General features: G+C 72.4%; 29 protein-coding genes. 11 read left to right on the top strand and 18 right to left on the bottom strand.

The annotated features are described in order from the left end of the window. Positions 1-30: 30 nt before the first annotated feature. A complete protein-coding gene (locus tag VFW71_14990) occupies positions 31-834 on the bottom strand; it encodes a uridine kinase (GenBank protein HEU5004066.1) in 804 nt (267 codons plus the stop codon). Between the two features lie 321 nt (positions 835-1,155). Here VFW71_14990 and VFW71_14985 point away from each other — a divergent pair, with 321 nt between their 5' ends. Then, positions 1,156-2,001, top strand: coding sequence for a pentapeptide repeat-containing protein (locus VFW71_14985; GenBank protein ID HEU5004065.1), 846 nt, complete (start codon positions 1,156-1,158; stop codon positions 1,999-2,001). Positions 2,002-2,015: 14 nt separating this feature from the next. Here VFW71_14985 and VFW71_14980 read toward each other — a convergent pair whose 3' ends face one another. From VFW71_14980 to VFW71_14960, 5 genes are all read right to left on the bottom strand, one after another. Beyond that, positions 2,016-2,753 (bottom strand): ABC transporter permease, encoded by a 738-nt coding sequence (locus VFW71_14980; GenBank protein HEU5004064.1) that lies wholly within the window; start codon positions 2,751-2,753, stop codon positions 2,016-2,018. Next, a complete protein-coding gene (locus VFW71_14975) occupies positions 2,750-3,718 on the bottom strand; it encodes an ABC transporter ATP-binding protein (GenBank protein ID HEU5004063.1) in 969 nt (322 codons plus the stop codon). The genes VFW71_14980 and VFW71_14975 overlap by 4 nt, the downstream gene beginning before the upstream one ends. A 94-nt stretch (positions 3,719-3,812) precedes the next feature. Further along, on the bottom strand, positions 3,813-4,835 hold the full coding sequence (locus VFW71_14970; protein HEU5004062.1) for a substrate-binding domain-containing protein: 1,023 nt from the start codon (positions 4,833-4,835) through the stop codon (positions 3,813-3,815). A 24-nt stretch (positions 4,836-4,859) separates the two neighbouring features. Next, positions 4,860-5,414 (bottom strand): GNAT family N-acetyltransferase, encoded by a 555-nt coding sequence (locus tag VFW71_14965; protein HEU5004061.1) that lies wholly within the window; start codon positions 5,412-5,414, stop codon positions 4,860-4,862. Next, positions 5,411-5,668, bottom strand: coding sequence for a hypothetical protein (locus VFW71_14960; GenBank protein ID HEU5004060.1), 258 nt, complete (start codon positions 5,666-5,668; stop codon positions 5,411-5,413). The genes VFW71_14965 and VFW71_14960 overlap by 4 nt, the downstream gene beginning before the upstream one ends. On the opposite strand from VFW71_14960, the gene VFW71_14955 reads away from it, so the two are divergent. Continuing rightward, positions 5,667-6,647, top strand: a complete 981-nt coding sequence (locus VFW71_14955) for a DUF933 domain-containing protein (GenBank protein HEU5004059.1) — start codon at positions 5,667-5,669, stop codon at positions 6,645-6,647. The two genes, VFW71_14960 and VFW71_14955, sit on opposite strands and share 2 nt — an antisense overlap. Before the next feature lie 28 nt (positions 6,648-6,675). Here VFW71_14955 and VFW71_14950 read toward each other — a convergent pair whose 3' ends face one another. Continuing rightward, positions 6,676-6,957, bottom strand: a complete 282-nt coding sequence (locus VFW71_14950) for a 4a-hydroxytetrahydrobiopterin dehydratase (GenBank protein ID HEU5004058.1) — start codon at positions 6,955-6,957, stop codon at positions 6,676-6,678. Continuing rightward, positions 6,957-7,445, bottom strand: coding sequence for a proteasome activator (locus VFW71_14945; protein HEU5004057.1), 489 nt, complete (start codon positions 7,443-7,445; stop codon positions 6,957-6,959). The genes VFW71_14950 and VFW71_14945 overlap by 1 nt, the downstream gene beginning before the upstream one ends. 21 nt (positions 7,446-7,466) lie before the next feature. On the opposite strand from VFW71_14945, the gene VFW71_14940 reads away from it, so the two are divergent. Both VFW71_14940 and VFW71_14935 read left to right on the top strand, forming a co-directional pair. After that, a complete protein-coding gene (locus VFW71_14940; GenBank protein HEU5004056.1) occupies positions 7,467-8,270 on the top strand; it encodes a transglutaminase-like domain-containing protein in 804 nt (267 codons plus the stop codon). A gap of 32 nt (positions 8,271-8,302) precedes the next feature. Further along, positions 8,303-8,692 carry a cupin domain-containing protein gene (locus VFW71_14935; GenBank protein ID HEU5004055.1) on the top strand — a complete coding sequence of 130 codons (390 nt, stop codon included), beginning with the start codon at positions 8,303-8,305 and terminating at the stop codon, positions 8,690-8,692. Here VFW71_14935 and VFW71_14930 read toward each other — a convergent pair. The 4 genes from VFW71_14930 to VFW71_14915 all read right to left on the bottom strand — a co-directional run bounded on the left by VFW71_14930 (position 8,664) and on the right by VFW71_14915 (position 14,221). After that, a complete protein-coding gene (locus tag VFW71_14930; protein HEU5004054.1) occupies positions 8,664-10,379 on the bottom strand; it encodes an alpha/beta hydrolase in 1,716 nt (571 codons plus the stop codon). The genes VFW71_14935 and VFW71_14930 overlap by 29 nt on opposite strands. Positions 10,380-10,516: 137 nt before the next feature. After that, the gene (locus tag VFW71_14925; protein HEU5004053.1) at positions 10,517-12,877 is read right to left on the bottom strand and encodes a hypothetical protein; all 2,361 of its coding nucleotides are present in this window, start codon (positions 12,875-12,877) and stop codon (positions 10,517-10,519) included. An 11-nt stretch (positions 12,878-12,888) separates the two neighbouring features. Then, positions 12,889-13,956, bottom strand: coding sequence for an exo-alpha-sialidase (locus tag VFW71_14920; protein ID HEU5004052.1), 1,068 nt, complete (start codon positions 13,954-13,956; stop codon positions 12,889-12,891). Continuing rightward, complete coding sequence (locus VFW71_14915; GenBank protein HEU5004051.1) at positions 13,886-14,221, bottom strand: MoaD/ThiS family protein; 336 nt, start codon at positions 14,219-14,221, stop codon at positions 13,886-13,888. Before VFW71_14915 ends, VFW71_14920 begins: the two co-directional genes overlap by 71 nt. Before the next feature lie 120 nt (positions 14,222-14,341). Here VFW71_14915 and VFW71_14910 point away from each other — a divergent pair, with 120 nt between their 5' ends. Then, positions 14,342-15,001: a DUF1345 domain-containing protein gene (locus VFW71_14910; protein HEU5004050.1), complete on the top strand. Its 660-nt coding sequence runs from the start codon at positions 14,342-14,344 to the stop codon at positions 14,999-15,001. Positions 15,002-15,031: 30 nt separating this feature from the next. Here VFW71_14910 and zwf read toward each other — a convergent pair whose 3' ends face one another. From zwf to VFW71_14895, 3 genes are all read right to left on the bottom strand, one after another. Beyond that, positions 15,032-16,459: a glucose-6-phosphate dehydrogenase gene (gene zwf / locus VFW71_14905; protein HEU5004049.1), complete on the bottom strand. Its 1,428-nt coding sequence runs from the start codon at positions 16,457-16,459 to the stop codon at positions 15,032-15,034. A gap of 2 nt (positions 16,460-16,461) precedes the next feature. Further along, positions 16,462-17,487: a decarboxylating 6-phosphogluconate dehydrogenase gene (gnd, locus tag VFW71_14900; GenBank protein ID HEU5004048.1), complete on the bottom strand. Its 1,026-nt coding sequence runs from the start codon at positions 17,485-17,487 to the stop codon at positions 16,462-16,464. A 65-nt stretch (positions 17,488-17,552) separates the two neighbouring features. Continuing rightward, a complete protein-coding gene (locus VFW71_14895) occupies positions 17,553-18,386 on the bottom strand; it encodes a peptidoglycan-binding protein (GenBank protein HEU5004047.1) in 834 nt (277 codons plus the stop codon). Positions 18,387-18,573: 187 nt separating this feature from the next. Here VFW71_14895 and VFW71_14890 point away from each other — a divergent pair, with 187 nt between their 5' ends. The 3 genes from VFW71_14890 to VFW71_14880 all read left to right on the top strand — a co-directional run bounded on the left by VFW71_14890 (position 18,574) and on the right by VFW71_14880 (position 21,146). Then, positions 18,574-19,668 (top strand): YbhN family protein, encoded by a 1,095-nt coding sequence (locus VFW71_14890; protein ID HEU5004046.1) that lies wholly within the window; start codon positions 18,574-18,576, stop codon positions 19,666-19,668. Next, on the top strand, positions 19,665-20,051 hold the full coding sequence (locus tag VFW71_14885) for a lipoprotein (GenBank protein ID HEU5004045.1): 387 nt from the start codon (positions 19,665-19,667) through the stop codon (positions 20,049-20,051). The genes VFW71_14890 and VFW71_14885 overlap by 4 nt, the downstream gene beginning before the upstream one ends. A 63-nt stretch (positions 20,052-20,114) precedes the next feature. Continuing rightward, entirely contained in the window at positions 20,115-21,146 is a 1,032-nt protein-coding gene (locus tag VFW71_14880; protein HEU5004044.1) for an aldo/keto reductase, read from the top strand. On the opposite strand, the gene VFW71_14875 is transcribed toward VFW71_14880, so the two are convergent. Continuing rightward, positions 21,070-21,678 carry an ATP-binding protein gene (locus VFW71_14875; GenBank protein HEU5004043.1) on the bottom strand — a complete coding sequence of 203 codons (609 nt, stop codon included), beginning with the start codon at positions 21,676-21,678 and terminating at the stop codon, positions 21,070-21,072. The genes VFW71_14880 and VFW71_14875 overlap by 77 nt on opposite strands. A gap of 65 nt (positions 21,679-21,743) precedes the next feature. Continuing rightward, positions 21,744-22,052 carry an STAS domain-containing protein gene (locus VFW71_14870; protein ID HEU5004042.1) on the bottom strand — a complete coding sequence of 103 codons (309 nt, stop codon included), beginning with the start codon at positions 22,050-22,052 and terminating at the stop codon, positions 21,744-21,746. A 115-nt stretch (positions 22,053-22,167) separates the two neighbouring features. Here VFW71_14870 and VFW71_14865 point away from each other — a divergent pair, with 115 nt between their 5' ends. From VFW71_14865 to VFW71_14855, 3 genes are all read left to right on the top strand, one after another. Further along, a complete protein-coding gene (locus VFW71_14865; GenBank protein HEU5004041.1) occupies positions 22,168-22,971 on the top strand; it encodes an SGNH/GDSL hydrolase family protein in 804 nt (267 codons plus the stop codon). Positions 22,972-23,046: 75 nt separating this feature from the next. Next, positions 23,047-24,177, top strand: coding sequence for a DUF2330 domain-containing protein (locus VFW71_14860; GenBank protein HEU5004040.1), 1,131 nt, complete (start codon positions 23,047-23,049; stop codon positions 24,175-24,177). Then, complete coding sequence (locus VFW71_14855) at positions 24,174-24,599, top strand: plastocyanin/azurin family copper-binding protein (protein HEU5004039.1); 426 nt, start codon at positions 24,174-24,176, stop codon at positions 24,597-24,599. The genes VFW71_14860 and VFW71_14855 overlap by 4 nt, the downstream gene beginning before the upstream one ends. Here the strand turns inward: VFW71_14855 and VFW71_14850 are convergent. Further along, on the bottom strand, positions 24,563-25,276 hold the full coding sequence (locus VFW71_14850; protein ID HEU5004038.1) for a Crp/Fnr family transcriptional regulator: 714 nt from the start codon (positions 25,274-25,276) through the stop codon (positions 24,563-24,565). The genes VFW71_14855 and VFW71_14850 overlap by 37 nt on opposite strands. Positions 25,277-25,354: the final 78 nt, after the last annotated feature.

Raw genomic sequence — 25,354 nt, 5'->3', positions numbered from 1 at the left:
ATCCCTCCTTGATGGGGTTGTCGGTGCGGCCTAGCCGGCCGTGATGATGGTGCCGACGTGCTCGCCGTCGAGTGCCCGGGTGATCGAGCCCGGCTTCAGCCCGTTGACCACCTGGATCTGGCGGACATGGCGGGCCTTCGCCAGCAGGGATAGGAGCGGCCGCTCGACGACGAGATCGGGCAGGTCCATGGCCAGCAACTCGCTGACGGTGATCTCGGGGATGAGGGTCGCCGAGTCGTCCCGCTTCGGGTTGGCAGTGAACAGCCCGTCCTCGTCCTTGGCGAAGATCATCGACCGGCACCCGTAGGCCTCGGCCACCAGGTAGCAACCGGCGTCGGTGCGGTAAGGCGGGATGATGCCCTCGCGCGGCACGTGCTGCCACATGTCGTAGGGCGGCATGCCGGGGAAGATGGCGGCGTTGCGCTCGGCCAGGTGCAGGGGGAGCCCACTGAACCCGCCGACCCCCACCACGCTGATGCCGTGCCGGGCCATCAGGTAGCCCAGCATCTCGGCGTTCTGGCCGGCGACCGCGGTGCCCAGGTCGGTCAGCACACCGGTCGGCAGCCCGAGGTCGGCGGCGGTGGCGTACAGGTGGCGGGCCCGGGTGCCGGCCCCGGTGCCGATCAGGATCTTGTGGCGCTTGGAGGCCTCCACCAGCTCCTCGACGATCGGGTAGACCGCAGCCCGGCCCCGGTCGATCAGGCTCTGGCCGCCGATCTTGACCACGCTCACGGTGGGCAGGATGCGGAAGTCGGCGGCCTGGGCGGTGGCCTCCATGAGGGCGCTGTCGGTCAGGGACCGGTGCATCAGCAGGTCGTGCAGGGCGCTTTCCATGCGGTTCCTCCTTGTGATGTGGGTTGCGCGGTGGGCACCTGGCTCGTGTGGTTGGGGCCAGTATGCGGCGGCGGAGTTGGGCTGTGCGGGCAGTGCGGCCGCCTGGAAAGCCTGCATCTGCTGCCCTCTTACCGGCTGAGGGTCCGAGACGCGGACGACCATCGGCGTGGGGCTCGCGGGCGAGACCCTGCACATCTTTTCGAGAAAAATTGCTGGCAGGAAGCCGTCCCGACGACGCCGAGGGCCCGCAGTAGCCGGGCTTACAGAAGTGAGGCGTGACTCGGTCGGTCGACGGATCCGGCCGCAAGTACGCTGGGCGCCATGCCCCCGTCCGTGGAAGGCCACTCGGGCAGGACGGAGCTCCGCCCCGACTGCAGCCGCTGCTTCGGGCTGTGCTGCGTCGCACCGGCCTTTTCGGTCTCGGCCGATTTTGCCCTCGACAAGCCCGCCGGGCGCCCGTGCCCGAACCTGGCCCCGGATCACCGCTGCGCCATCCACCCATCGTTGCGCGCCCAGGGGTTCCCGGGGTGCGCCGCCTACGACTGCTTCGGGGCGGGGCAACGGATTGCGCAGGCGACCTTCGGGGGCCGGGACTGGCGCAGCGCCCCGGGGACCGCCCGGCAGATGTTCGCCGCCTTCGGGGTCATGCGCCAGCTCCACGAGCTGCTCTGGTACCTCACGGAGGCCGAGGCGCTGACCGGCGCCGAGGCCTTGCCGGGCGCCGAGCTCCTCGCGCCGCGCCTGGCTGAGGCCCGCGAAGCAACAGAAACGATGGCTTCCGGAGACGCAGCCAGGCTGGTGGCGCTCGACCTCGACGCGCACCGGCGCGGGGTCAACGAAACCCTGGTCGCGGTGAGCGTGGTCGTCAGGGGCGCCCGCGGGGGGCTCGGGCCCGACCGGCGGGGGGCACTGCTGATGGGGGCCGACCTCCGGCGGCAGGATCTCCGCAACGCCAGCCTGCGGGGGGCGCTCCTGGTGGGGGCCAACCTGCAGGGACTCGACCTCGGCGCCGCCGATCTCACGGGCGCGGATCTGCGCGGGGCCGACCTGCGCGGGGCCGGGCTCGGGGCCTGCCTATTTGTCACCCAGTCCCAGATCGATTCTGCCCGGGGCGATACCCGTACCCGGATCCCTGCCGGGTGCCAACGGCCCACCCACTGGGATTGACGACTCCGGCGAGGCTAGACCTTCTTCGTGTCCCGCTGGTAGACCTTGCCCCCCAGCACGGCGAGGCCCAGCGTCCAGGCGGCCACCACGACCCACCCCTCGGTGGCCCACCCCTTGCCCCCCAGTGCCGCCTGCCCGGCCTGCACCAGCCAGTAGGACGGGATGAGCTTCACCACCTTGGCGATGGAGCTGCCCGCCTTCACGATCGGCCCCCACGAGCCGCCGATCAGGGCGAAGAGTGCCATGGCGCCGCCCATGGCCGGCCCGATGGCGTCGGGGGTCAGCAGGTGGCCGGCGACGATGCCCAGGGCGGCGAAGGGGGCGAGGGCGACCAGCATCAGGAAGGTCATGCGGACCCAGTCGCCGGCGGGCATGTGCACCCCGAGCGACAGCCCGGCGGCGTACAGCAGGCCGATGGACAGCACCGACATCAGGTAGCTGGCGACGATCTTTGCCCGGAAGTAGTTCCGCGTGCTGAGCGGCGTGATGCGCAGCTGGCGGTTCCAGCCCACCTGGCGCTCGGCCGAGATGCGGGCGCCGCCCGAGATCGCCGCCCCCATCGCTCCGAAGCCGGCCATGCCCACCATGAGGTAGGTGGCGGCGGAGATCCCGGTGCCCTCGAAGTTGTGGTTCCCGCGCAACGGCCCGGCGATCAGCAGGAACAGGATCAGGGGGAAGATGAGCGAGAAAATGAAGAACCGCCGGTTGCGGAAGGTGCGGATGATCTCGTAACGCAGGTAGGTCAGGTTCATGCGGCCCCTCCGGCGACGCCCCCGGAGGCCGTCTCCGCCTCCGTCTCCCCGGTCAGCAGCATGAACGCCTCTTCCAGGCCGGCGCCGGTGATCTCCAGGTCCCGCACCTGCGGGTAGGCGGCCAGCAGCGCCCGGACGGTGGCGTCGGAGTCCGGGCAGCGCAGGATCACCGCCTCCCCCCGGCGCTCGGCGGTGGCGACCCCGGGCAGCGCGCTCAGGGCATCGACGCCCACCTCGGGCAGTGTCGCCCGCATCGTCCGGCCCTTCACCGCCGACTTGATCTCGGTCGAGGGGCCGTCGGCCACGACCACTCCCCGGGCCATGAGCACGATGCGGTCGGCGTAGGCGTCGGCCTCCTCCAGGTAGTGCGTGGCGAAGACCACCGTGTTGCCCGCCGAGGCGAAGCCCCGCATCGAGGCCCAGAAGTCGTGGCGGCCCTCGACGTCCAGGGCGACCGTCGGCTCGTCGAGCACCAGCAACTCGGGCCGCGAGACCAGGGCGATGGCGGCCCGTACCCGCTGGGTCTGGCCGCCGGACAGCTTCTGGGTGCGGCGGTCGGCGATATCGGCGATGCCCGCCTGCGCCATCACGTCGTCCACGCGCAGCGGGTTGGGGTAGAGCGACGCCATCACGGTCACCAGCTCCCGTACGCTCAGGTCCCGCAGCAGCGACCCGGTCTGCAGCATGGCGCCCACCGCCCCCCGCCGGATCGCGTCCGACGGGCTCGTGCCGAAGATGGTGACGCTGCCGGCATCGGGCGCCAGCAGGCCGAGCAGCATGTCGATGGTGGTGGACTTGCCGGCGCCGTTGGGGCCGAGCAGCGCCACGGTCTCGCCGGCGTCGATGGTCAGGTCGACCCCGGCCACCGCGTGCACCGGCCCGAAGGACTTGTGCAGGTTGGTGAGGCGGATGCCTTTCCCGGCCCCCGGCCCGATCCCCCCTGCCGGGTGTCCGTTCTGCGACATGCCCGCCAGGTTACTCGCTTCCGAGCAGGCGATCTAGCAGGTAGGCAGTGGGTTACGGGACGAGTTCGGCGGGGTCGATCGAAAAGGCGAAGGGCTACGCGACCGGACCCGCCTGGCTGAGGTCGTAGCCGCCCAACGCCTTCAGGCGGTGCCGGAAGTTGTCGGAGAAGAAGAGCTCAAGCAGGGCGTGGGCACCCGGATGGTCCTGCCACTCATCGGACACCCGCAACTCGACCCGGTGCTCCTCGAGCGGTGCGAAGACCAGACCGTAGGCCAGGGCGGCCGCCTCGATGGTGATGCCGACGTCCACCAGGCCCTCCGAGACCCGCCGGGCGGCGTCCAGGTGGCCCGAGGCCGAGAGACCGCTGAGCTTGGCGACGCCTCCGTAGGGGGTCAGCGCCCGCTCCAGCGCCTTCTGCGATTCGGCACCCGGATCGCGCGTCGCGGCCTTGAGCTGGCCGCTGGCGAGCTGCTCGAGTTCGGCGGGCAGCCCGACCCGGGAGGCGAGGCCCACCCGCCAGCCGGTCAGCACGAAGCGCCGCACCGGGCGCGCGGTGCGCCGCAGGTGCCCGGGGCGCCCGTGGGTGACGGCGCCGTGGATGCGGCCGGCATTCAAGGCATCGATGGCCTCGCCGCTGGTGGCCGGCATCGCCACCAGTCGCTGCGGGCCCGACTTCGGCAGGAGCGCGGCGGCCAGACCGAGGGCCGGCTCGCAGCCGGCGACCGCGAAGCCCGAGGCATCGGCGTCGGGGAACAGCTCGACCCGGCCGTTGACGTAGAGGCCGTCCGCCTTCTCCCAGGACGTCGCCGCGGCGCCGCCGTGGTCCAGTGGGTGGTAGGACAAGACGTCGCCCACCCGCGCCACCATCACGGGCACCGTGCCCGCCGGGGCGGTGCCCAGGGCCGGGACGTGGACCTCCTGGGCTTCGCTGCTGCCGAAGATTTCCTCGACCGTGCCGCCCAGGACTTCGGAGATGGCGATGGCCGCCTTGACGCTGGGGACGTGGCGGCCGGTCTCTACCGCACTGATCAGCGGGCGAGAAAGCCGGCTGGCAAGCGCCAGTTCGGTCTGGGTGAGTCCCAACGCCTTGCGCCGCTCCGCAACGGTATTCCGCATGTCCGCAGTCTAGTTCTAATTCTATCAAGCGGGCGGGATTATGGACAAATCCAGGACATATGAGAAGAAATGGAAACCCCCATAGTCAAGGTGCCCCTCCGCCGGTGGCAGCATCCGGAATCCCAACCTTTCATACAGCGATTTCGCCGCCGACATGGCAGGGGTGGTGTTGAGTGCCACCCCGGCCGCCCCGGTGGCGCGGGCCTCGGAGAAGCACGCCTCCATGAGGGCCCGCCCCACGCCCCGCCCCCGGGCGGCGGGATCGACCGCCAGCGCACGGATGTAGCCGTAGTCCGCCGGCCACCACCACCAGTCGCCGCGGGGCCCGTCTGGCCCGTCCGCCACATGGCGGTAGTAGGTCACGACCCCGCTCAGGGCGCCGCCCGCATCCTCGGCGACGAACACCGTGCCGCGCTGCGCCCGGCCTGCAATGTCGGCGAGGTCGCTGCGGTACTCATCCCATTGCTCAGCCGTTAGGAGGGGCTGGTATTCGGCGTACGCCGCGACCGTGAGAGCGGCGATTGCCTCGTACTCCTCCGCGCGGGCTGGCCGGACGGCGACGTGGTTGGCCGGGCTCACCCATGCTCCCGCACGGTGAGGTGGTCGTGGGGCTTGACGGCGTCCAGGGTGCCGGTGATCCCGGACTCAACGAACACGATGATGTCGCCCACCAGCACCACCTCGTCGCCCGGCGACGGGTGGTCGGCGAATCCGACGTCCACCCGGGGGCCCACCCGGGAGACCCGCAGCTTCACCGAGGGGTTGAAGCGGGCGGCGGCGTCGTAGGCGCGCTCGAGCACGGTGGCGGCGTCGTCGGTGATTTGCAGGGGCATGGGCTCCAGTATCCTCCCGGCGGTGAAAGCGGTCGGCATCACCGGTCCCCCCGGCGGCGGCAAGACGACGCTCTGGCGCGCAATCACCGGCGGCGGCGCCCGGGGCGAGGTCGGCGTGGTCGATGTCCCCGACCCTCGCCTGGATGTCCTCGTGGCCATGGAGAGCTCGCGCAAGCGGGTGCCGATCCAGATCCAGGTGGCCGACGTCCACGCCGCTGCCCGCAGCTCGGCGGCCGCCTTCGCCGAGCTGCGCACCATGGACGCCCTCATGGTGGTGGCGCCGGCGTTCGGGGGCCAGGACCCCGCCCCCGAGATCGCCGCCTTCGGCGAGGAGCTGATCCTGGCCGACCTCGGCCCGTTCGAGACCCGCCTGAACCGGGCGCGCAAGGACCCGGCCGCCCGGGCCGACATCCCCTTCCTGGAAGCCGGGATGGCCCACCTCGAGGGCGGCCAGCCCCTGCGCTCCCGGGTCTGGGAGCCCGAGGAGCTCCGGGCCTTCGCCGGCCTCGCCCCGCTGACGCTGAAGCCGGCGGTGGTGGTGCGCAACGTGGACGAGGGGGGCCTGGACTCGCCCGCCCCCGACGGGTTCTCGGTGGCTGCCGCGCTGGAGGCCGAGGTCACCGGGCTGGACCCGGGCGAGGCCGCCGACCTGCTCGCCGCCTACGGCGTGGCCGAGCCGGTGGCCGGACGGGTGGTGGACGCGGTGTACCGCCTGCTGGACCTGATCACCTTCCTCACCACCGGGGACACCGAGTCCCGGGCCTGGGAGGTCCGCCGGGGGGCGACCGCCCCCGAGGCAGCCGGGGTGATCCACTCCGACATCCAGCGGGGGTTCATCCGGGCCGAGATCATCGGCTACGACGACCTGGTGGCGGCGGGGTCGTGGAACGCCGCCAAGGCGAAGGGTGTGCTGCGCCTGGAGGGCAAGGAGTACCGCATGGCCGAGGGTGACGTGTGCCACTTCCGCTTCGCCGTGTGAGGTGGCGCCGTCCCGACCCGACCCGCACCTAGCGCAGGGCGTCCACCTTCGCTGCCATGGCGAAATCGTTGTCGGTCAGGCCCCCGGCCGAGTGCGTGCTGAAGGTCACGGACACCCGGCCCCAGCCCACCTCCAGGTCGGGGTGGTGGTTCTCGCCTTGCGCCAGCAGGGCGATGCGGGTGGCGAAGCCGAAGGCATCCACGAAGTTGGGGAAGGAGAAGGTCCGGCGGATGGAGGCGGTGCCGGCGCGCTCCCAGGCCGGGTCAAGGCCCGCCTGAGCGGCCGCCGCGGCCGCCTCGTCGAGCGCCATCAGAGGTACTGGCCCGGCCGGGTGTCGGGTCCGGGGGGGCCGGGACGGCGCAGCGGGTGCGGCACCCCGCCTGGCCCCTGACCCATCATCGAGCCCATCTGCTGGCCCATGAGCGTGGCTTGCATGCCGTGGAACAGACCCTCGAACCAGCCGACCAGCTGGGCCTGGGTGAGGCGCAGCTCGGACTGCGACGGGGGCTCGGTGCCGAAGGCGAGGTTCACCCGGTCCAGCTCGGCCTGCAGGTCTGGGGAGATCGCCTCCTTGAGCTCGGCGATGCAGCGCCCGAGCAGGGCAACCGCCCGCTGGCGGGCGTCCTGGTCGAGGGAGTCCCGCCGGGTCTCGTCCAGCATCTCGCGCAGCATCCCGCCCACCCGCAGCAGCTTGCCCACGTTGTGGACCTGCTCGGTCGGGCCGGGGGCATCGGCATCGGACAGGGAGCCCGGCAGGGGGCCGGAGGGCGGGTCGAGGCGGAACGGGGTTTCCTCCATGGCTCTCGATACTATGCGTCTGTGGCCCCGTCGTGGGAGGCAACCTTGGAGGCAGTCCAGCGCTTCGCCGCGTTGGTGGCGCTGCCGCCGGCCGATGTCGACCTCGGGGCGGGAGCGTTCCTGATCGCCGAGGCGGGGGATCCGGGCATCGATCTCAAGCCCTGGCAGGGCCAGCTCGACGTGTGGGCGGACGGCATCGGGGACCTGGACGCTCTGCGCCATCGCCTGTTCGCCGAGCTGGGGCTGCGGGGCGCCACCTCCGACTACTACAACCCGGCCAACTCCTTCCTGCACCGGGTCATGGCCCGGCGGGTCGGGATCCCGATCTCTTTGTCGGTGCTGGCCATGGAGGTGGGTTGGCGGGCCGGAGTGGCGCTGGAGGGCGTCGGCATGCCCGGGCATTTCCTCCTGCGGGTGCCGCACAGCGGGGTGTACCTCGACGCCTTCGCCGGCGGGGCGGTCCTCACCGAGGCCGGCTGCGAGGCCCGCTTCCGGGAGTCCACCGGCGCCGGGCCCGAGATCGAGTTCGGGTCCCACCTGCTGCAGGCGGTCGGGGCGCAGGCCATCCTGGGCCGCATGCTGGCCAACCTGGCCTCGATCTACCAGCTGCGGCGGGCCGGCCGGGACCTGGAGTGGGTGGCCCGGATGCAGCTCGCGCTCCCGGGCGCCGGGGTGGCCGAAGCCCTGATGCTGGCCGGGGCCATCGAGCTCCAGGGCCGCTTCGGCGACGCCGCCCGGGAACTGGAACGGCGGGCGGAGGCCCGCCCGGAACTGGCTCCCCAGCTGACCGCGGCGGCCAATGCCCTGCGGTCCCGCAACAACTAGCTCGTCCACCGACGACACAGAGGAGGTTCCCCATGGAGGTGCACCGCAGCGACGCCGTCACGTCGGCCTTCGGCGGCGGCCATTTCACCGGCCGGGTCCACCTGGACACCCTGCTCGACGAGCCGGGCGACGACGGCATGCGCTTGTACCGCGTGGTCTTCGAGCCCGGGGCCCGCACCAACTGGCACCGGCACCCGGGGGGCCAGGCGCTCTTCGTGCTGGCGGGCACGGCCCGGGTGGGGGTCGAGGGCTCGACGCAGATGGCCGGCACCGGCGACGTTGTCTACTCCGCCCCGAACGAGTGGCACTGGCACGGCGCCGACGCCGGAGGCGTGATGATGCACCTGGCGGTCAACCCGGGCGGCAAGACCGAATGGGGCGATGACCGCCCGGTCACCGACGAGGAGTACCGCTCGGTCTAGTTCGTGGCTCCGGCCGGTAGGCGGCACTGACCCCGCTGCCGCCGGCGGGTGGGGTGGGCGAGCCGCCGTTGCCGCAGGAGGCGCCGTTGGCCGGCGCCGACAGCGAGATCAGGTAGGTGGCCTCGGCGTTGGTCACGCAGTCGCTCCCCTGCCCGAGGGAGGTGTGGCCCTGCCCGACGTGCTTCAGCAGCACACCCGAGCTGAGCTCCGACGCCAGGGAGACGGCCAGCGGGTAGGGGGTGGCAGGGTCCCCGGTGGTACCCACCACCATGATCGGTGGGGCTCCGATGGCGTGCACCGGGGCCGGCGTGATGACCGGAGGCACCGGCCAGAAGGCGCAGACCAGGCTGCTCCACACGATTGCCGGGCCGAAGATGGGGGCCTGGGCGGCGGCCGCTTGGGCGTCGGCCTGGAAGGTGGCGACGTCGGTGGGGTACGTGCTGTCCACGCAGTCCACCGCCGGGCCCGCCGACGTCAGGGCGTCGTAGGTACCGTTGGAGGAACGGTCGGTGATCTCGTCGGCCAGCCCCAGCAGCTTGGCCCCGTCGCCGTTGCTGGCAGCCTGGAGAGCGCTGGCCAGGGTGGGCCACTCCGCGGGTTGGTACATGGCATCGGCCACCCCGTCCAGGAACAGCGCCTGGTTCAGCATGCGGCTGCCCACCTTCAGCGGGTTGGCCGTGACCTTGGCCTCGAGGGCCTGGAACGCGGCCCTCACGTTGGTGCCGTTGGCGAAGGCGCAGCCCGAGGCGCAGCTGGCGAAGAACTGACCCATCTCGTTGTCGAAGCCCTGTGCCTGCTGGGCGTCGAAGGCCAGGGCGCCGACCGCCGGGTCCACCGCCCCATCCAGCACCAGCGCCCGGACGTGGGTGGGGAACAGGTTGGCGTACTCCGCCCCCAGGAACGTGCCGTACGAGTAGCCGACATAGGTGAGCTTGGCGTCGCCCAGGGCGGCGCGGATGAAGTCCATGTCCCGGTCGGCGTCCAGGGTGTCGATGTGCGCCAGGAAGGCGCTGCCGGCAGCCGCCAGGCACCCGGCGTCGAACTGCTTGTCCGCCGCCACGACGGCGTCGATGTCCGCCTGAGTGCTCGGCGCCGGGTTGGAGGCCAGGAAGGCGTCCATCTGGGGCCCGCTCAGGCAGCTGATCGGCTGGCTGTGCCCCATCCCCCGGGGGTCGAAGCCCACGATGTCGAACCGGCGCAGCACCGAGTCCGGCAGCACAAACTGGATGCTGCGCACGAAGTCCACCGCCGAGGCGCCCGGGCCGCCCGGGTTGACGAAGAGCGAGCCGATCCGCTCACTCTTGGCCCCCGAGGCCGGGAGCCGGATGAGCGACAGCGTCACCGTGGGGGCGGAGGTGGGCTTCGACCAGTCCAGCGGCACCTGGATCGACGAGCACTGGAACGGGGCGGTGCAGGTGTGCCAGGTAAGAGCCGGGACGGCGAGCCCGCCGAAGCCGCCGCCCGGGGCGGGGCTGGCCGCCGTGCTGGGCGCGGTGCTGGGGCCGCCCAGGCTCGGGCTCGGGGTCGGGCTGGGGACGGGGCTGACGCTCGGCGTAGGGGTGGGCGTCGGGGTGGGGGGCCGGGCGGCGGACTTCTTCGAGGCCCCGCACCCCGCGGCAAGCAGGGCAAGCGCAACGAAGACGGTGAGCACGGGGGTGCGGTGGGGGCCGCGACGGCGGGGAGCCATGAGCGACCCAATGTAGCGCCGTTTTCTGGGGTCAGGGCTGCCAGCCCGCGCCGGTGGGGCGCCGGCAGGCTCGACCTGGCGGTGGCCCGGACCTAGGGGCTATCCCGCTCGAAGCCGCGGCGGGCCCTCTTTTGTTCTCAGATACCGGCCCCCGCCGGGCCACCGCGCCAGGCCGAGAACTCGTCCCACACGTCGTCGAGCGCCCGGTCGGTGATGAATTCGCCCAGCGCCCGGTAGGCCGCCACCCGGCCGGCGTCGTAGAGCTGGTCGAGGGTGGGGTCGGTGGGGAACTGGCTGTGGGCCTCGGCATAGTCCCGTACGTCCCACGGGGCGTCGGACGGGACTCCGGCCTTGACGTACACGAGGGTGCCGGGCTCGGCCTGGCCCGGGTAGTGGATCGTTCCCGTGCACCAGGCCTGCGCCACCCAGGGCTGATGGTCGCCAGGCCGGAGGTCGCTCACCGGCGCCATCGCCCGCCCCGGGTCGATGTCGATCTCGACGCCCAGCTCGGACCGGGCGATGGCCAGGGCGTCGCCCAGGGTGTGGAAGCTCGTGACCGCGTCGCCCGCCGCGTCGAGACAGAAGACCCACCGGCAGCCCCGCCGGAGCTGCTCGACCAGGCCCAGGTTCTCGTAGTGGCCGCCGTCGGTGACGTAGAGGTAGGGGGCGTCGAGGTGGTTGAGCCCGAACATCTCCCGGAAGAGGTACGTGGGCCGGGGGAAGGCAGGCGACCGCTTGCCGCCGTGCTGGTCCTTGAGGTGGCGGGGGTTGATGATCCAGACCCCGAGACGCACGTTCGCCACCGTCAGCACGAACCGGAGGGCACCCCGGGTCATCTTCCCCATGGCCGGGGCGGCCGCCGCCCCGGCGATGCTGACTGCCTCCGGCAGGTTGATCACCAGGCCCCCGAGGGCCGCCTCGTACTCATCGGTGGGCACCGCCCCCACCAACGGGCCCCCGACCATCCGGCTGGAGAACACGAACGAGGTGGCGTTGAACCCGGTCGGGATCGACCCGTAGTCGTTCACATTGGCGCAGGCGCAGATGAGGACCTCGGGGAAGCGCTCTGGCTGGGCACGCCCCAGCTGGAGTCCCGGGTTCTCCAGGTTCCAGGGCAGGGCACCCACCGGCTCGCCGTGCCAGGTCACCAGGCTGGACGGGTCGGTGGAGCCCCGGAGCCGGGGGTCGGGCCGCCCGGCTGCCTGCCGGCCGACGGCGAACACCGAGCCCAGGCGCTCGTAGTAGTAACTGTGCGGCGACCAGGCGTTGAGATCGCCCACCAGCCACAGCCCCGCCAGCACCACGACCAGGAAGATCCACCACTCGATGTCCGTCCCCCAGCGCGTGCCGCCGTGCGCCGCCGCCCCCGCCGCACTGGTGGCGAGGGCCGCGAACGTGGCGCCGATCAGCAGGGGGCCGGCGACCGAAGCGACGGCGTTGAGGATGGCAGTCTTGTGGCTCAGCAGGAACCCGCGGACCCCGCCGGTGGGGAGGTCGCTCAGCTTGGGCCGCCCGGCCCATAGGCGGCGGATCTGGGCAAGGCCCACCACCAGGCTCAGGCCACCGCCGGCACTGGCGGCGACCCCGAGGCGGGCGGTCGTCTGGCCCACCCGCTGCGTCGCCACCGCCGGGTCCAGCAGCCAGCGCACCGCCACCAGCACGAAGGGGAACCCGATGATCACCAGCCAGACGAGCGCGGCGTTGAGGAGGCCGAGGGAGGCCCGCCCCAGCCACCGGGTCTCCTCGCCCGAGGGGCGTAGCACCGACAGCACCCCGGCCAGCACCGCCAGGCCCCCGAGCACCGCCAGCACGATCCACTCCCAGGGCAGGATCGAGATCGCGTGCACGTGGTCGCCCTGGCCCAGTGCTGCGGGGTGCAGGCGCCCGGCGAGCCAGCCGGCCGGGCGGGCGACGGCGTCGGTCGTCAGCACCAGGAGGGCGAGGTTGACCAGGATGCCCATCGTCAGATGCCACAGCGCCCCGGGCGCGCCCCCCGGGCCGTGCTCCAGGTAGAGGGTGTGGTCGACCAGGTAGCGCTCCTCCGGTGTGGCGGGCAGCCGGGCCCGGGAGGGGTCGGAGCCCGCCCGGTCGAGGCGGGCGAAGGGAGGGACATCCGCCATCGGCGGCTCCTGGTGGGGCGGGTCTGCCGGGTCACCCTCCCGGGGCTGGAGCTGGCGGGCCAGGATTGTGTAGGCCCCGGCGGCGTACGAGCCGCCCGACACCGCCGAGAGGTAGGTGGCGTGCTGCTCGCCGGTCAGCATGCCCCGGCGGTCCATCGCCTGGAGAGCCCCCAGAGCCATCGACGCCGCCCGGATCCCGCCGCCTGACAGGCAGATCCCCCAGGGCTTGTCGTGCGGGCCCCGCTCCGCCCGCAGTGGCGGCCGCCCGGCCGCCCGGGGCTCGGCCCGGTGGTAGGGCCAAACGTCGAGGAGGCGCTCGGGGCCTGCCGCCACGCCGCTCCCGGGCTCGCCGTTGCCGGGCTCGTTGTTCCCCGTCACGCTGTTCCCCGTCACGCGGTGGCAGTCACCGAGAACACGGGAGGCATGCGGGAGGCCACGGTCGTCCAGGTGGCGCCCGCGTCGCCCGAGCCGAAGACCTCGCCCGATGTGGCCCCGAAGTAGAGCTGGAGCCCCTGCCCCTCGCCGGCGCGGGCAAAGGCCTGGCGCAGGACCGTGAGGTAGGTGTCCCGGTCGGGGAGCCCCTCGCCCCGGGCGGTCCAGGTCTCCCCGGCGTCGCGGGTCTCATAGACCCGGAGCCGGCCGTCGGGCATCACCCGGTCGGTGTCGGCGGTCATCGGGATGACGAAGGCGCTGTCCGGGTCGGCGGGGTCCACGACCGCCGGGAAGCCGAAGTCGGACGGCAGCCCGGCCCCGATGTCCACCCAGCTCTCGCCGGCGTCATCCGACCGGTAGACGCCGCCGTGGAACTGCATCACCAGCCGCTCGGGGCGAGCTTGTGCCCGCTGCAGGTTGTGCACGCAGATCTGGCGGGCGTCCGGCCGCGCTTCCTCGGGCAGGTAGCGGGGCACGATGCCCCGGTTGCTCGGGCGCCAGGATGCGCCCCCGTCATCGGTCAGCCAGATGCCCGCCGCCGAGATCCCCAGTGCCAGCCGGTTCGGGTCCCCGGGCCACGGAACGACGGAGTGGATGCACAACCCGCCGCCGCCCGGGTCCCACGAGGGCCGGCTGGGGTGGTCCCATAGGCCCTGGTTGACCGCCCAGCTGGCGCCGCCGTCCCGGCTCTCGAAGAGCACACCCGGGTCGCCGCCGGCATACACCAAGCCCTCGGACTCGCCCACCACGATGCTCCAGATCCGTACCAGGGCGTCGTCGCCGCCCTCCGGCAGGGCCGTGCCCGACGCCTGCGTCCAGGGCCCCGCCGGGTCCTCGGTCCACCAGATCTTGGGCCCATAGAAGGGCGAGGTCACCGAGGCCAGCAGGCGCCCGGTCCTCGGATCCCGGCGCCCGAACTCGACCGGCTCACCGGCGAATGCCCGGGCGGTGATGTCAAAGCCCGTCTCCGGGCTGCCCTGCAGGACGAACAATCCCTTCTTGGTACCGATCACCAGCTCGGCCATGGCGACTTCCTCCGGAGATGGCGGGTAGGACGTCCACCTGGTCGCCGGTGGCCAGGGGTGTCGCCGCCACCGCCAGCTCGGCGTTGACGAAAACGTTGATGTGCTGCCGTATGCGGCCCCGCTCGTCGAGGATCCAGCCGCTGGTTGCGGGGTGGATGTCTTCGAAGAGCCGCAGCAGCTCCAGCACGGTACCGGCCTCCACCTCGTGCTCGGAGTTCCCTCCGGCGAGCGCTCGTAGGGGACCCGCGACCCGGAGCACTGCCATGGGCCGATCCTACGCCTCCGGCGCCCGCAGGAGGGTTCGGGTCTTGGCTGGGTATGTTGACTCCACCCTCCCCGACGTCCGGGAATACGGGCGGGCGACCTGCAGATCGATGGAGGTTCTATGTCTGGCAACACGGATATGGGTGCCCACCGCCAGCTCTCCGCCGGCAAGCGGGCAGTGATCGCCGCCGCCGGCGGCGTCGTGGTCTTGGTGGTGGCTGCCTTCACCGCCCCCTGGCAGGCCGCCGTCCTGGGCGGCTGGGATGTTGCCGCAGCCATTTTCGTGCTCTCCGCCCTGGGGTCGGTCATCGGCCGCGACGGCGCCGAGACCGCGCGCATCGCGGTGCGGGAGGACAGCAGCCGGACGGCCGCCGACTCCATGCTGATGGGCGCCAGCGCCGCCAGCCTCCTGGCCGTGGGGCTGACGGTGCTGAAGGCCGCCAACGAGAACGGGGCGGCGAAGGCCCTGCTCACCGTTATCGGGGTGCTGAGCGTCGTGGTGTCGTGGAGCGTGGTGCACACGATCTTCACGCTGCGCTACGCCCGGCTCTTCTACGCCGAGCCCAAGGGGGGCATCGACTTCCACGACGACCGGGAGCCCACCTACGCCGACTTCGCCTACCTGGCATTCACCGTCGGCATGACTTACCAGGTGTCCGACACCGACATCATCGCCCGCCACATCCGGCGGACCGTGCTCCGCCACGCGGTGCTGTCCTACGTGTTCGGCACTGCGATCATCGCCATGACCATCAACGCGGTGGCGGGCCTGGCGCACTAACGGCAACGAGCCTCCCACCGGAGGCGCTCCCTACCGGCGGTGGCGGGGCTTCCTCGGCGCCTTGTTGGGGTCCCGCCAGCCCCGCCGGTTGTCCAGCACGCCGTCGGCGGCCGCCGGGCCCATGCTCCCCCGGGCGTAGACGTGCAGCGGGCCGGGGTGGTCCAGCAGCGGCTGCACGATCTCCCACTGGCGCTCGACGGCGTCCTCCCGGGCGAAGCGGGCGGCGTAGCCCTCGAGGGCGTCGCACAACAAGCGCTCGTAGGCCTCGTGGCGGGCCCCGAAGACTTGCTCGAAGTTCACATCGAGGCCCACGGGCTGGCTGACGAGGTCGTCGCCCGGAGCTTTGGCCTGCAGGCGCAGCGACACGCCGTCGTTGGTCCCCAGCCGGAAGGTCAGGAGGTTGGCGTGCGGGCGGTGGTCGGTGGAGGCGAAGAGCAGCCGCGGGGGAGCGGCGAACTCGACCGTCGCCTCCAGCGTCGTGGAGGCCAGGGCCTTGCCCGCCCGCACGAAGAACGGGACGCCCGCCCAGCGCCAGCTCTCGATGTCGAGGCGCAGGGCGGCGTACGTTTCGGTGTCGGAGTCGGGGGCCACCCCGGGCTCGCTCAGGTAGCCCTCGTAGCGGCCCCGCACCAGGTACTTGGGGTCGGCGGGGCGCATCGCCTTCAGCACCCTGGCCTTCTCGTCCCGCAGCGCCTCGGCATCGGTGCCCAGGGGGGGCTCCATCGCCAGCAGCACCGCCACCTGGAGCAGGTGGTTCTGCACGACGTCGCGGATGCAGCCCACCTTGTCGTAGAACGTCCCCCGGCCCTCGACGCCGAAGGACTCGGCCATCGTGATCTCCACCCGCTGGATATAGCTGCGGTTCCACACCGGCTCCAGCAGCGAGTTGGCGAAGCGGAACACCATCAGGTTCTCCACCGACTCCTTGCCGAGGTAGTGGTCGATGCGGTAGATCGCCTCCTCGGCGAAGGCCTTGTGCAGCACGGCGTTGAGCTCCCGGGCCGAGGCGAGGTCCCGCCCGAACGGCTTCTCGACCACCACCCGGGCGTCGGTGTCCAAGCGGACGGCGGCAAGAGCCTCCACGACGGTCTCGAAGAGCACCGGCGGGATGGCGAGGTAGTGCATCGGGCGCGCCGCCCCCGCCTTCTGCAGGCGGTCGGCCAGGGCTTGGAAGGTGGCGGCGTTGCGGTAGTCGCCCTCGACGAAGGTGAGATGGTTCAGCAGCTTCGTCAACGCCCCGCTGTCGGGGTTGGGGAGCGCCGCCTCCACCGCCTCCCGGGCGTACGCCCGGACCTGCTCGTCGCCCCAGCCGGGAGACGACGCCACGCCCACGATGGGCACGCCGAGCTTCCCGTCCACGGTCAGGTGGTAAAGGGCGGGGTACAGCTTCTTGCGGGCCAGGTCGCCCGTGGCCCCGAAGAGCACGAGGGCATCGGCCCGGGCGTGGTTCTTCTTCATCTTCATGCCCCTCCCGACGCGGGCTTCTCGGCGTGGCCACCGAACTCATGGCGCATGGCCGACAGCACCTTGCCGGCAAACGCCGCCCGGCCCTGGGATGCGAAGCGCTCGAAGAGCGCGGCGCTGAGGACGTGGGCCGGAACCCCCTCGTCGACTGCCGCCAGCACCGTCCAGCGGCCCTCGCCCGAGTCGGAGACCCGGCCGGTGAAGGCGCTGAGCTCCGGGTCGGCCGCCAGGGCCTCGGCGGTCAGGTCCAGCAGCCAGGAGGCCACAACGCTGCCCCGGCGCCACAGCTCGGCCACTGCCGGCACGTCCAGGTCGTACTGGTAGTACTGCGGCTCGCGCAGGGGGGCGGTCTCGGCGTCGGTCTCCCGGCGCTGCGTGCCCGCGTTCGCCGCCTCGAGCACGCCCAGGCCCTCGGCGAAGGCCGCCATGAGGCCGTACTCGATGCCGTTGTGCACCATCTTGACGAAGTGCCCGGCGCCGGCCGGCCCGCAGTGCAGGTACCCCTGCTCCGCCGTGGTGGGCTCCCCGGTGCGTCCCGGCGTGCGCGGGGCGGCGTCGACGCCCGGAGCGATGGTGGCGAAGACCGGGTCCAGGTGGGCGACCGCGTCGCGGTCGCCGCCGATCATCAGGCAGAAGCCCCGCTCGAGTCCGAAGACACCCCCTGAGGTGCCCACGTCCAGGTAGCGGATCCCCTGTCCAGCAAGGGCAGCCGCCCGGTCGATGTCGTCCCGGTAGTAGGAGTTGCCGCCGTCGATGATGATGTCGCCCGCGGCCATGAGGCCCGCCAACTGGTGCACCGTGTCGCCCACGTAGGCCGCCGGGATCATCACCCAGGCCGCCCGGGGAGCCTCGAGCTGGGCGACGAACTCCTCGAGCGAAGCGGCCCCCGTCGCCCCCTCCTGCACCATCGCCTGCACGGCGTCGGCGGAATGGTCGTACACGACGCATGTGTGGCCGTCCCGTATCAGGCGCCGCACGAGGTTGGCCCCCATGCGGCCGAGACCGATCATGCCGAGTTGCATTGGTTACCTCCCGAGTCGGCCGAGCCCACCCCGCCCGCCCCCGAGGCCACTCTAGCGGCCCCGTCCTACGGGTTCGGGCCGTCCGGCCCGCCGTGCACGAACACCGTCAACCCCACCGACGTGTCGTGGGCGTAGATGGCGTCGGCGAAGGGCATCGGGACCCGGATGCAGCCGTGCGACGCCGGCTGGGGCGGCACCTCCGGGTACCCGTGGATGGCGATGCCCAGGGAGTCGTCAATGAACGACGGCTTGTACATCTGGCCCAGGGGCGAGGTCCACCAGCCGTTGTGTTTCCACAGCACGCTGAAGACACCGTTGGGCGTCACCGCCTTGTGGGGCCCGGGCGAGTCCTTCTCAGTGAACTTCTTGTCGGTGCCCGTCGACACGGCCACGGTGGCGGTCACCTGGCCGTTGTCCACGATGAGCATGACCTGGTGGGCGATGTCCACTTCAATGTGGTCGGGCGGGGCGGCGTAGGCCGGTGCCGGCACGCCGGCGGTCTGCATCGCCGACCGGGTCAGAGCATCGACGACGCCGGTGCGGGGCAGGCCCTCGACCTTCTGGAAGGCGGTGACGGCGTAGGACATCGCCGCGCCGTAGTTGCCGTCCACTGGCCCCACCATGTACGAGAGGTTCGCCAGGCGCTGCTGGAAGGCGGTCACCGCCGGGCCGGTCGCCCCGGGGCCGAGGGCCGCGATCACCACCGGCAGGTCAACCGCCGGCCCGGCGGGGGCCTGCGCCGTGGAGGTGGGGATCGGGGCCTGGGAAGGGTTGGGGGCTACCGAAGCCGGTGGTGTGAAGCTGGGAATGGCGACCGGGTTGTCCGCCTGGTTGATCGCCCAGCCGCCCAGGGCTCCGAGCCCGGCGAGCAACATCAGCCCGAGGAACCCGATGAGCACGATCTTCCCGATCGGGGGCCCTGTGGGCCGCGGTGGGTCCGCACGATGCCGGGGAGGATGGCGGTACTGGGCCACGCGGCCACCGTACCATCGGGCCCCGCCATACGGGGGGTGCTGAGGAGCGCCGCGGGCGAGCACCAGCCGGTGCTCCAGGCGCAGCCAAGGCAGGGAGCGGATGATGCCGGGCGTGGCCCCCGACGACGCCTCTTCGCCTCCTGCGACCCGGGAACCCCCGGCGCCGTCCAACGGGGCCCGCGGGGCACGACACGTGCTCGGGGTGCTCCTGCGGTACGGGCTGGGCGTGGTGGCGGCCGGGGTGGCGCTCGACGCCGTCTTCGGCCGGCGCAACGAGCTCTCCGGTGCCTTCGCCACCCTCGGCCACGTGTCCGGTGCCTGGATCGTGGTGGCGCTGGGCGCTGAGCTGGCCTCGATCATCGCCTACGCCGGCATGGAGCGCCGGCTGCTCACCGCCGGCGGCGCTCGGGTGGGCCTCCGCCCTCTGACCGGGATCACACTGGCCGCCAACGCCATCCAGAACTCGCTGCCGGTGGGGCCCGCCTGGTCGACCATCTACGCCTTCCGCCAGTTCCGGCGGCGGGGGATCGATGCGACCCTGGCGGGCTGGGTGCTGGTGGTGTCCACGGTCGTGGCGTTCGCCGCCCTGGCGCTGGTCGCCCTGGTGGGGTTGGGCCTCGCCGAGGGCCAGGCGAGCTCTCTCGACCTCGTCCGGGGCATCGTCGTGGTGGCGGTCCTGGGGGCCGGACTGGTCGAGGTGGTGCGCCGGGGCCTGCTGACCCGGTTCGTCCGGGTAGTCCTCGTGGCCCTGGTACGGCTCGCCCAGCGCGTCGCGCACCGCCCCGAGGGCGACGCCGGAGAGCTGGGCGCCCGGGCGATGGAGCGCCTGGGTGCGGTGCAGCTCTCGAAGGTGACCCTGGCCCGGGCGGCGGGGTGGTCACTGGCCAACTGGCTCCTCGACCTGTCCTGCCTGGCCATCGCGTTCCTGGCGGTCCATGCCCGGGTGCCCTGGCGGGGGCTGCTGCTGGCGTACGGGGCGGCGCAGCTGGCGGCGAACCTGCCGCTGACCCTCGGGGGCCTCGGCGTGGTGGAGGGCAGCCTGACGGTGGCCCTGGTCTTCTACGGCGGGACGCAGTCCGCCACCGTGGCGGCCGTCCTCCTCTACCGGATCCTCGGTTTCTGGCTCCTGCTCCCGGCGGGCTGGCTGGCCGCCCTGGTCCTGCGGGTGCAGGCCCGCAAGGACCACACGGGCCTGGTGGCGCCGTGAGGCGGCTCCTGGTCGTCGCGGTGGCGGCCCTCGCGCTCGCCGGGTGCGCCGGGCAGCGCAACTCGCTCGGTACCGGGTCCAGCGCGTGCTTCCGGGCGCTCCCTGCTGCGCGGGCCGCGGTGCACCAGCAGGGCCGGTACCTCGGCGTGCGGCAGGTGAAGGCCTCGGCGGTGGCGAAGCGTCACGCCGAGTTCGCCGCCTTCGGCAGCGAGACGCTGTGCATCGTGGCCTTCCAGGGCAGCTTCGAGCCGGGATCGGTGAACGGGGCCAACCCGGCGAAGGGCGGAGCGTACGCGGTGGTGGCCGTGGACGCCAAGACGGCGAAGGCCGTGGCGGCGTTCGTCGTCGACCGCCTCCCGCTGCGCTTCACCCACCCGGTCTAGCTCCTGGGTCGCCGGCTCGAGCCGGCTCGAGCCAGGAGTCGGCAGCAGGGGTATGTTCCATCCGTGATCTCTGCCACCCGCCCCCTGGGCGCCACCGGCTTCGACCTCACCACCGTCGGGTTCGGCGCCTGGGCCACCGGCGGGGGCGGCTGGAGCTTCGGTTGGGGGCCGCAGGACGACGAGGCCTCCATCGCCGCCATCCGCCGCGCCGTGGAGTCCGGGGTCAACTGGGTGGACACGGCCGCGATCTACGGCCTGGGCCACTCCGAGGAGGTGGTCGCCGAGGCCCTCGCCCCGTTCAGCGACGCCGATCGGCCCTACGTCTTCACCAAGTGCGGCCTGCGCTGGGACGACGGCGATCCCATGGCACCCGCCCGGCGGGTGGGCAGGCCGGAGTCCATCCGCTGGGAGGTGGAGCAGTCCCTGCGCCGCCTGCAGGTCGAGGGCATCGACCTCTACCAGATGCACTGGACCCCCGAGGACGGCGCGCCGGTCGAGGACTACTGGGGCACCATGCTGGAGCTGAAGGCCGAGGGCGTGGTGGCTGCGGTCGGGCTATCCAACCACACGGTGGAGGAGGTGTCCGCCGCCAGCCGGATCGGCCACGTGGACTCGCTCCAGCCCCCGCTCTCCCTGATCAACCGCGAGGCCGCCGGCGGCCTCGTCTCCTGGTGTGCCGAGCACCACACCGGGGTGATCGCCTACAGCCCCATGCAGTCCGGCCTGCTCACCGGCTCGTTCTCCCGTGCCCGGGTGGAGGCCCTGGCGCCGGACGACTGGCGCGCGCGCAACCCCAACTTCACCGGCGAGGGCTTGGAGCGCAACCTCGCCCTGGCCGAGGCGCTCCGTCCCATTGCCGAGCGCCATGGCGTCACCCCGGCGGCAGTGGCGGTGGCCTGGGTGCTGGCGTGGCCGGGGGTCACGGGGGCAATCGTCGGCGCCCGGAGCCCGGAACAGGTGGATTCCTGGGTGGCGGCGGCCGACCTGGAGCTGCCCGCCGCCGATTTGGACGAGTTGGCTAGGGCGATCTCGGCGACGAGGGCGGGGTCGGGACCTGCCCGCCCGCCGGCGCCGGACTCGGCCACGAGATCGTGACCTCGGTGTCCCGCTCCGGCCACCAGCGCAGCCGGGTCGGGGTGACTTCTTCGGGCGGACCGTAGAGCCGGAACAGGTCCCGCGCCATCGACCGGCACGCTGCCGGCCAGTTGCGCACGACCCCTTCCCAGTCGGCACCGCTCGTCCCCGCTTGTAGGTCACTCTCGAACCAGACCAGAGTGGAGCCGTCCCGGACGACCCCCCATCGGTCCGCCAGGCGGTTGACCAGCCAGAGCCCGGAACGGGACTCCCCGGGGCTGGTCGGACGCTCGGGCTGGAAGCCGTGCCCGTGATCGGAGACTTCCACCCGGATCGAGGCGTCGGCCACCCGGGCGCGGAGGACGATGTGGTCCTCCCGGTCCAGGGCGGCGTGCCGCACGCTGTTGGCCACCAGCTCGCTCACCAAGAGCTGGAGGTCCCACTGCAGGTCGGCCGGAAGGTCAGCGGCCAGAGAGGCCAATTCCCGGCGTGCCGCCCCCGGTGACCGCGGATCGACGGGCAGTTCGACGTTCAGGGTCCGGGGTGCGCTCACCGCGGCGCTCTACCCATCGGAAGAGATGAACAAACCTTTATGTGATCGCAAGACCTACAAGCACGTCATTTTGTGACGAAAATATTGTTTGTCTTGTCAATCCCAACGATATCCAGCGTGCGGCCGACACCGGGTTGCGGTTCCCGCAGGATCAGGCGGCCGCCGTCGAGGGCGTGGGCCACCCGCACGAAACTGCGCAGGCCCACGCTGTCGATGAAGTCCAAGGCGCCGAGGTCCAGCGTCAAGTCGCCGCCCGACGCCAGCTCGGGATCCAAGTCGATGAGGAGGTCGTCGGCGTTCGAGGCATCCAGTTCCCCCACCAGCCGGATCGTTCGGGGCTGGCCCGTGCGGACGACCTGCAGGAGGGCACTCACCGGCGGGAAGTATAGGCGGGCGAGGGGTGCCTGGAGAAACCTAGCACCCGATGGGGCCGCCCTTCTGGCGGCACTTGGGCGGCGCCCCCGGGCGGCCCGGGTAGATTCGGGGATCATGCGCGCTGGCCGGCGGTGGAGACGCCTTGCGGGCGCCGCGCTGGTGGTGCTCGGTGCGTGCTCCTCCGGGCACCGGGCGGCGGCACCCGCGGCCCCCAGCCGCGCGGCCCCCTCGCCCGCTTCGTCGCCCGCCCGCTCGCCGGCGCCCTCTACCGGCCCGGTGGTCTACGTAGCCATCGGGGCGAGCGAGTCGCTGGGCGTCGGCAGCAGCGATCCGGCCCAGGACGCCTGGCCGGCGGTCTTCGCTCGGGGCTTCCTGCCCCACTCGGCGACCTTCGACAACGTGGCGGTGTCCGGCGCCACCGTCGAGGATGCCCTGCAGGACCAGCTGTCCCAGGCGCTGGCCGCCCACCCGACCCTGGTCACGGTGTGGCTCAACGTGAACGACCTCATTGCCAGCGTGACGCCCGCCGACTACCAGCACGAGCTCCAGTCCCTGATCTCGCAGCTGCGCCAGAAGGGGGGCACGACGGTGCTGGTGGCCAACACGCCGCCGCTGGACCAGCTGCCGATCTACCTCGCCTGCCGCTCCGGGTCCTTCGGGTTGGGCACCGGGAGCCTCTGCCCGGCCCCGGCGGCCCTGGACGCGTCGGTCGACGCCTACAACCGGGCGACCTCGGCGGTGGTGGCCTCAACCGGCGCCATCCTCGTCGACCTGCACGCCGCCGGAGCGGAGGCCGAGAAGGACGGCACCTACGCCTCGCTGGTCAGCGCCGACGGGTTCCACCCCTCGGACGCCGGCTATGCCCTTGTCGCCCGCACCTTCGGCGCCGCCCTCCAGAAGGCCGCCGCCGCGTCCTGACGGAACTTTCGCCCGGCACGGCCCCGTCTAAGCCTCATCACGTTCCCCGACACGTGCCAGACAGGGAGGCCAGAGATGGGACTCAACCAGCGGAGCCGCAGGCGGAGCGCCACAACCACCATTCGGGTGCTGGCGGTCGGCAGCGCCCTCGGCCTGCTGGTGCTGATCGGGGCGGGGCCCGCCCTGGCCTGCGGGGGGCTGATCGGCCCCAACGGGGGCGTGAGCCTCCAGCGCACCACAACCCTGGTGGGCTACCACAACGGCGTCGAGCACTACATCACCGCCTTCACCTTCGAGGGCGGGACGGGCAACTTCGGCTCGATCACGCCGTTGCCCGCGGTGCCGACCGCCATCGAGAAGGGCGGCGCCTGGACCCTGCAGCGCCTCGTGCGCGAGACCGAGCCGATCAACGCCGCCTTCGACACCGCCGGCCGCGCCGCCGCCGCAGCGGCTCCGGTGCCTGCCCAGGTCATCCAGCAGACCACCATCGGGGCCCTCGACCTCACGGTCCTCAAGGGCGGCGGCTTCGCCGTCGGCGAATGGGCCAAGAACAACGGGTTCAGCCTGCCGCCCGACGCGCCGGCCCTGCTCGACTTCTACGCCCACCGGTCGCCCATCTTCATGGCCGCCAAGTTCAATGCCGATGCCGCCGCCGCCCAGGGTCAGCAGGCCGGCGCCATCACGCCCATCGCCCTGACCATCCCCACGAAGCAGCCCTGGGTGCCCCTGGCCATCCTGGGCCTGGGCAAGACGCAGTCCGACTTCGTCAGCGCCGACATCTACCTGCTCACCGACCAGGCCCCGGCGATGCTGCCCGACCCGACGCCGCTCAGGTCCAACCGCACCTCGACCAACGGCCTCGTGCTCAACACCAGCGAGCAGGCGTCGGCCAGCCTCATCAGCGACCTGCGGGAGGACCAGGGCGGGTCGTGGATCCCGGCGTCGGGCATGTGGCTCACCTACCTGCGGCTGAGCACCCCCGAGGTCAACCTGCGCTACGACCTCTCGGTGGGGGTCAACGGGGTGGCCCCGTCCGCCCGGGCCGCCGGGCTGGCGTCCAACCCGGCGCCGTCCACCCCCACCCCGCCCTCGGGCGGCGGCTCGGCGTGGGTCTGGTGGGCCAGCGCCCTGGGCGCTGCCGGCCTGGCGGCGGCGTGGGGCTGGAGCTGGCGGCGCAGCCTTCGGGTCCCCGGGCTGCCGGCATGAGACTGCGCCACGGGGCGGGGATCGGTCTGGTCGTCGTCCTGGCCTCTTTGGGGGCCGCCGCCCACGCCGGGGTCATCGGCCCCCAGCCGGTCCCCACCGTGGCCATCGCCATCCACTACTCCCGCTTCTCACCGTCGGCGGTGACGGTGAAGGAGGGATCGACGGTGCGCTTCGTCATCACCAACACCGACCCCATCGACCACGAGTTCATCGTGGGCAACGAGGCCCTGCAGCAGGCCGAGGAGGCCGGCACCGACACCGTGCACGACGGGTCGGTCCCGGGCGAGGTCTCGGTGCCCGCCGGCACCACCCGGTCCACGACGGTCAGCTTCCCGTCCAACCCCATCACCTGGGTCTTCGCCTGCCACCTCCCGGGGCACTACGCCTACGGGATGCGGGGGCTGATCGCGATCACCTCGTAGCAGTCGCAGGAGAGCCGGGCGAGGGTCCGGCGGTCGGCGACGTGCAGCCGTCCCCGGCGGTAACGGATCGCCCCGGCCTCCTGCAGCGTGCGGGCGGCGCCGACCACGCTCGCCCGCCGGGTGCCCAGGAGGTGGGCGATCTGGTCCTGGGTCAGGGGGAAGTCGGGCGCCCCCACGCGGTCCTCGGTCTGGAGCAGGAGGCAGGCGCAGCGTTGCAGCACGGTGTGGCGCCGGTTGCACGCCGCCTCCTGCGCCGTCCGGGTGAGCAGGGTGTGAGCGTAGGCCTGGAGCAGCATGTGGAGACCCGCGGGCGGCCGTGACCGGCGCCGGAGCTCAAGCGCCCCGACGGTGAGGGCGGTGCCGGGCACCTGCACGGCGGCGGTCAGGTTGGGGCTGCTGGCCTCGCCCAGGACGATGGGCAAGCCCACCATGCCCTCCCGGCCCACCGAGGCCACCGCCACCCCGGCGCCGTCGGACGTGCGGGCCACCAGAGAGATCACCCCGGCGAGCGGGAACCAGGCCCTGTCGATGAGCTGGCAGGGCTCGAAGATGACCTGCCGGGGGGCGAGGGCCACCTGCTCGGCCACCAGCAACAGGTCCCGCTGCTCCCAGCTGGGGAGGCGGTCGAGGAGGTCGTTGCCGGTGGGCGCGGACTGGTACAGCAGTGCCTGGGTCATGGCGGAGAGGTGACCGGCGGGAGCGGCCGACAGGAAACGCCTCTAGCGCACTATGAGAGCTTTCTCACCACACGCTCC

Source organism: Actinomycetota bacterium (assembly GCA_035765775.1).
Taxonomy (GTDB): domain Bacteria; phylum Actinomycetota; class CADDZG01; order JAHWKV01; family JAOPZY01; genus DASTWV01.
This window is presented reverse-complemented; position numbering and strand designations above follow the sequence as displayed.